7 protein-coding genes are annotated in these 5,364 nt (G+C 41.6%); 2 read left to right on the top strand and 5 right to left on the bottom strand.

Features of this window, described 5'->3' with window-relative positions; genetic code table 11:
- Positions 1-172: 172 nt before the first annotated feature.
- From ACUVJL_RS38160 to ACUVJL_RS38150, 3 genes are read right to left on the bottom strand one after another with little or no spacing between them, the layout of a single operon-like run.
- Positions 173-2,476, bottom strand: coding sequence for a Piwi domain-containing protein (locus ACUVJL_RS38160; RefSeq protein ID WP_445250562.1), 2,304 nt, complete (start codon positions 2,474-2,476; stop codon positions 173-175).
- On the bottom strand, positions 2,473-3,297 hold the full coding sequence (locus ACUVJL_RS38155) for a PD-(D/E)XK nuclease family protein (protein WP_445250561.1): 825 nt from the start codon (positions 3,295-3,297) through the stop codon (positions 2,473-2,475). Before ACUVJL_RS38155 ends, ACUVJL_RS38160 begins: the two co-directional genes overlap by 4 nt.
- A 36-nt stretch (positions 3,298-3,333) precedes the next feature.
- The gene (locus tag ACUVJL_RS38150; protein ID WP_333037034.1) at positions 3,334-3,555 is read right to left on the bottom strand and encodes a hypothetical protein; all 222 of its coding nucleotides are present in this window, start codon (positions 3,553-3,555) and stop codon (positions 3,334-3,336) included.
- 146 nt (positions 3,556-3,701) lie between these two features.
- On the opposite strand from ACUVJL_RS38150, the gene ACUVJL_RS38145 reads away from it, so the two are divergent.
- Together ACUVJL_RS38145 and ACUVJL_RS38140 are read left to right on the top strand one after the other, a co-directional pair.
- Positions 3,702-4,073, top strand: a complete 372-nt coding sequence (locus tag ACUVJL_RS38145; protein ID WP_333445667.1) for a helix-turn-helix transcriptional regulator — start codon at positions 3,702-3,704, stop codon at positions 4,071-4,073.
- A complete protein-coding gene (locus tag ACUVJL_RS38140; protein WP_445250560.1) occupies positions 4,070-4,726 on the top strand; it encodes an ImmA/IrrE family metallo-endopeptidase in 657 nt (218 codons plus the stop codon). Before ACUVJL_RS38145 ends, ACUVJL_RS38140 begins: the two co-directional genes overlap by 4 nt.
- Before the next feature lie 89 nt (positions 4,727-4,815).
- On the opposite strand, the gene ACUVJL_RS38135 is transcribed toward ACUVJL_RS38140, so the two are convergent.
- Complete coding sequence (locus tag ACUVJL_RS38135; protein ID WP_445250559.1) at positions 4,816-5,181, bottom strand: DUF5615 family PIN-like protein; 366 nt, start codon at positions 5,179-5,181, stop codon at positions 4,816-4,818.
- Positions 5,178-5,364, bottom strand: a 187-nt coding sequence (locus tag ACUVJL_RS38130) for a DUF433 domain-containing protein (RefSeq protein ID WP_445250558.1), incomplete at its 5' end; no start/stop codon positions are given. The genes ACUVJL_RS38130 and ACUVJL_RS38135, both read right to left, overlap by 4 nt.

Raw genomic sequence — 5,364 nt, 5'->3', positions numbered from 1 at the left:
GTTCTGGGGAGGCGGTGGTGGCGAGTAGTTCGAGGTAGCTGTGTTGAAATTTGCGGGGGCATTCTTCGAGGATTTTGAGTTGGGTTTGGGAGAGTCGGAGCATTTTTTTGGTGTGATGGTGTTGGTTTTTGGTAGGGTTTTATTAGAGTGGTGGGTGGAAGGGCGATCGGGCTTACAGCCAAAATTGTTTATCCCCATCCAATGCACCTGGAGAAATACCTTGTAACCGCCGATAAGCGATGCGGTCAGAACCATATAAGGGAACGGGTAAACGTGGCTCTTTAAGTGCTCCATGATGTAATAAAGTAAGTTTAAGTGTTGTTTCTACTAAACTTTCAATTGATACTTCCTGTCCTTCATCAGGAATAACCTTCAAACGTAATGGATAAGGCAGACCCATCTTCTCATTCTTCACTTCTGTGGTCACCAAAATCACTTCATATGCAGATAGTCGAAGTGCTAGACCTTTTGTGGGTGCTTTTAAAGCTAACTGAGTAAAGTTGTAAAGTCGGGGAACTTGAGACTTGATACATTCCACCAAAATAAAATTAGAGCTAATTGCTTTCGCTCGTTCCCGTAAATACTTGACTTCATTACCACAAAAATGTCCATCGCGGTAAATTAGTACAGTTTTTCTAGTTAGGTCAGCAGCCGGAAGAAACCTCTCTAGTGTTCGTTTATCGATTTCTTCACCCTGTGTCAAAGCATCTTCTAGCCTATAGCGAATAAATTTTCCTTGCCGATCGTAAAGACGCACACTTGCACAAACATTCAAGCTTCCGCTTCCCTTCTTTTTGGGAGTTCTGGAAATATCCAATCCGATGAAGTAATCAGCAATCTCTAAAGGTTCAGCTAGAATAAATGGCAAGTTTCCCAGCTTTGCTAAAATCCCTGGAATGACTTGATTGAGAATATTTCCGTGATTTTTAGTATCTTGTACTGTGTCTTCATAAATCACTTGGCTTGCTTTTCCGTGTCGGAGCAACTGCGAAGAAATAAAAGCATAAAAACTGCCGTCTTCGCTATTGTCGGTATTGCGATCACTCTGAGGTAAAAAAGTCAAAACAATATCTGTGGGAATCACCATTAGTTCATCTATAGCTTGTTCCAATCTAACTTTAGCTTCAGCCTTACTCAAGCCGTCTATCGAAACTATTTTAATTCTACTATCATCAATATTTTTGGTCTTTTTGTCAATCAAACTGAGGCTTTCAAATTTATAATCTTTGAGACGTTTCTGAACTTCTTCTAAAAAAGATGAGCTGACTTTAAAATTCCCAACTTTTAAAACTGAAATGCGAATAGGTCTTGATATATCACTATACTCATCGTGACGGCGATAAACACCACCTTGAGAGATTCCTCTCAAAACCTTACTTCTCTTACCAATAAATTTATTACCAAATTCAAGAAGTGTTTCTTCAAGCTTGAACTGGATTGGCAGGAATAAGGACTGGTAATCACGGCTGTTGATACACTTAGCTCCTAAATTGAGTCCATAGGCCTTTAAAACCTTTTCTGCTTTTTGCTTATATGAAGTTAAGCATTTTTGTCGCTCTTGATATGGAATTTTAGTTTCTTTGAGTAAGTCTCCGTATTTTACCTCAAAGCGATCGGCAGTTTCCTCTGTGACACAGGGACGCAAAGCAGACATTGGATAGTGATACTCAGTTGGATTTTTGCCAAACTGGACTGCAACAACAACTTGATCGTCTGGTGCTTCTTGAAGTTTTAGTTTGCTCTGTGCACCTGTTGCTTGAGCGATGAGGTCTTGTCTGCGTCCTCCTTCTCCAATCGGGCCTACAATAGCAGTAATTGTAGCAAAACTATTCTTTTCAATATCTCTAACTTTCAAACCTATTAAAAGTTCTTTCGGTTTGTTCCTATATGGATGATTTTCGTAAAATTCATCCAATGTAGTTTGGTAAACGAAGTAGCTATGAGGTGTTAAAACTAAAGCCGGATATTCACCATCTTGCAATTCAATAGTTTCTGCCCAAAAATTAGCTTCACGCTTGACTTCAACATGATTTTCCGACAAAACAGTATCAGATGATGAGAACTCTGAACTTCTTTTCAAGATTCTCACAGCTAATTGAGCAAGGATAGGAGCTGTTACCTGCGGTTCGCGTACCCATTGGATAGAGTAGGATCGATCGCCAATATCTTCTCTCAACTCCTCTTCAATTTCTACCAGTGCCTCTCGCCACTTTTCTTTGGTGGGCATGGGTTGATTAGGTTGACCTAAAACCCAAAAATATTTGTCTTCCCAGATAGTAACTAGCTGATGAGGAAATTCTTGATTAGTAAACTTTTGGCAAAAACGCCAGCTAAATCGGTTGCCAATTTTGCGATCTACTTCTGGAGTCAGTCGAAAGCTGATTAAATTGCCCTGTGAAATCATGAGCGGGAAAATCTCGCTCAAATATGTTGGTGAAGGAGAGACTTGTGGAGGAATATGAATATGAGCAGTCATGCGGCAACCTCTAATATTACAGAAGAAAATTCACAAATTGAGTTAAAGGGACAGTAAGAACAGTTAGAACCAGGATTAGGTGGAAAAATTATGTCGAACTCAGCCGAATCGTCGCGGTAACGCTTCAAATCTTTTTGATGTCGTTGAGCAATTAGCGACATCTCTATTTTGAAAGCTTGTAGTGTATCAGCCGTTGCCCTGAGTGGGTCAGACTGCTTGCCTGTTTCCAAATTATAAAATGAGGCGATAGCTGGCTGAGATGGATAAAGATAACGGGCTGCTAGCAAGTAAAGGTATGCCTGTCGCCGATCGAATTCAGATTTACCTGTTTTGAAATCTAAAATATGTATGGTTCCATCGGGTTCGGCAAAAATGCAGTCGATCGCCGCAAAGAAATTAAACTGATAATTCCCCTGCTTCAGAATAATTGGTTTGGGAAATCCCTCATCACCTCGGTTCAGTTTAATGATGTTCTTGCCTAAAAGAATCGGGTGCTGCTGGTAATTGCTCAGGATGAGAATTACTCGTTCCTGAACAGGAGTTGACTCTTGGCTTAATTGCAGAATTTCTGCAACTTGCTCTACAGCATCTTTGCGGGAGAATAGTTTAGGGTTTTGATGAAATTCATAAACTCCTTGCTGTCCAAGTATTCCAATTCGTTGAGGTGTGTTGTCTAAATCTTTAACTGCTGCGACTCCAGGTTCTCGCTGTCGTGCCCTAGCAAAACCTCGCTTCATATCGCAGTGGAAGTATTCTTGCCCTACTGGTGGAGCAAACTGTGACCAAAGATTATAGCTGGCAAATGCCCAAATTTTGTCCATGAGTTTAGCCCTCTATTTTAGAGGGCTGTTATTTGTTCATTTGGTTAAAATTTCGTGGATTGCGGTTTTTGCTTTGACGGATTTGGAAACCTCAGTTTGGTTCGCCAATTCAAAGGTACGCAAGCCTTCCAGCATTTGTTTGGCGGCCTTCCTCAGATTTGGATTCCGACTTGTCCGTTGAACTTCCTCAAGCAAAACTGGCAGGGGTCTGCCGATTGAGAAGCAGAGTTGGTCGGGATTGAAGGGTTGTTTTTTCATGCTGTGACTCCAAAAAGGTCTGTCTCGATCTATTATAGTGTTTATGTTGCTCATGTTGACCAATTTAGCCAACATACATACTTTAGGCCCTGTTGAAGATAAAGTCAAGATAGATTACAATTTTTCCATGATAAGGGACTACAGCCGTGAGCGAGACGTTTGGCAAGCTGATTCGTCAAGCCCGTAAGGACAAGGAATATAGCCAGCGCGAACTGGCAAAGTTGATCGGTGTGGATTATACCTACCTATCCAAACTGGAAAACGACCACGCTGGGTATCCTCCCAGCGAGGATGTCATTGAGGCGTTAGGGCGTCATTTGGATTTGACCGATCGCACAGATGACCTCAAACGCCTAGCAGGTAGGATTACACCAGATGATGCCAAAGTTTTTGAGGATCTGGTCAAAAAGTACAGGCAAATGCCTGCGTTGCTACGCCGGATGCGGGATGAGCCAGAATTTGCACAACAATTACTGCGCGAAACCACACAATTAGAAGGTGAGGAGAGGAAGAGTTGAAAGTAATCAACCAGTATCAAATATTTTCAAAACAGGAAATTGAGCTTCGTGCGATGGATGTTCTTGCGCGTGTCAATAAAAAGCGCAAGCGTCCTCTAAAATGGCCTATTGATGCTGGTCATGTTGCTGAAGCTTTAGGATTGGATATGGATTGTGGCTACATACCTCCTGATGAAAAAGGGGCAATTGCTGCCATGATTCTACCTACTGAACGTAAAATTATAATGAACGAAAAGAGTCTGGAACTGCCTAAAGGTTTTGAAGAATCTTCAATAGCTCACGAAATTGGACATTGGGAGCTTCACATAGATCAAAAAGCGGTTTCTCGTTTAGAAGAAGAGCAAAAGCGTGGTGTTGAGAGCGCCGTAGAGCCATTTTTATGTCGCAGTATTAGCAGTCAGCAAGGGATAGAATGGCAAGCACAGTATTTTGCTGGTTGTTTGCTGATGCCCAGCTTTAAGCTAGAAGAAGTACGAAGAGGACGCGATCTAACCAACTGGAAACATCTTTATGCAATGCGAGATGAACTTGGCGTAACAATATCAAATCTGACAAATCGCCTGAAAGACCTCGGCTGGATTTACATTCCCAAGGGTTCTAAGGAAATCTATCTTGGTAATACAGGAACTAATAAGCAAAAAAGTTCGTTTTAATCGCCTACCTCTCCCATCCCAAATCCCAAAGTACGCGCGTGCGTAGCTATCCCGTAGGAATCGCCCTTTGCTTCCCCAAGTGCGATCGCTTATCCTTCACCCCAAGCACTTAAAAACTCGACTTGATTGTACATTTCCTCTGCGGATTTACTAGCTATAATTTTTAGCAAGCGACGCAATTGTTCCCCCACTGAATAATTCTGCTGTCCCAAGATTATCCCCATATGTTCTTCCCCTTGCGTGCTAAAATTAGTATGCAATCGATAAAAATCCCTAGTATTAAAGCTATAGGTTACTCGATGATTTTCATAAGCCCAATACAAAATTTCTTCATCGCTGCGAGACAGCATTCCTATTTCTGCAACAGAAATAACATCAACACTCCGCAGGCGTAGAGCATCCAGCAGAGCCGAATTCATCGCATCTTCGTCTAGCAGCAGTAGAATAATGCTCATGAATTTGTCTTGAGGTTTTTGTAGTGTAACTCTGCTAACTGTTCGTAAGCTTCTTGTTCCTCAGCTAAATCTGTATCAATCTCTTCTCGATTAGCATGATAATACGTTAAAGCTGCATAAACTTGTGCGATCGATAAGTGAGTCATCAGCCTAGCAATTTCTTCCGCACTGTTACCCTGCTTG

Source organism: Microcoleus sp. OTE_8_concoct_300 (assembly GCF_031383065.1).
GTDB lineage: Bacteria > Cyanobacteriota > Cyanobacteriia > Cyanobacteriales > Microcoleaceae > Microcoleus.
The sequence above is the reverse complement of the archived record's forward strand: the minus strand, read 5'-3'. Positions and strand labels throughout refer to the sequence as shown.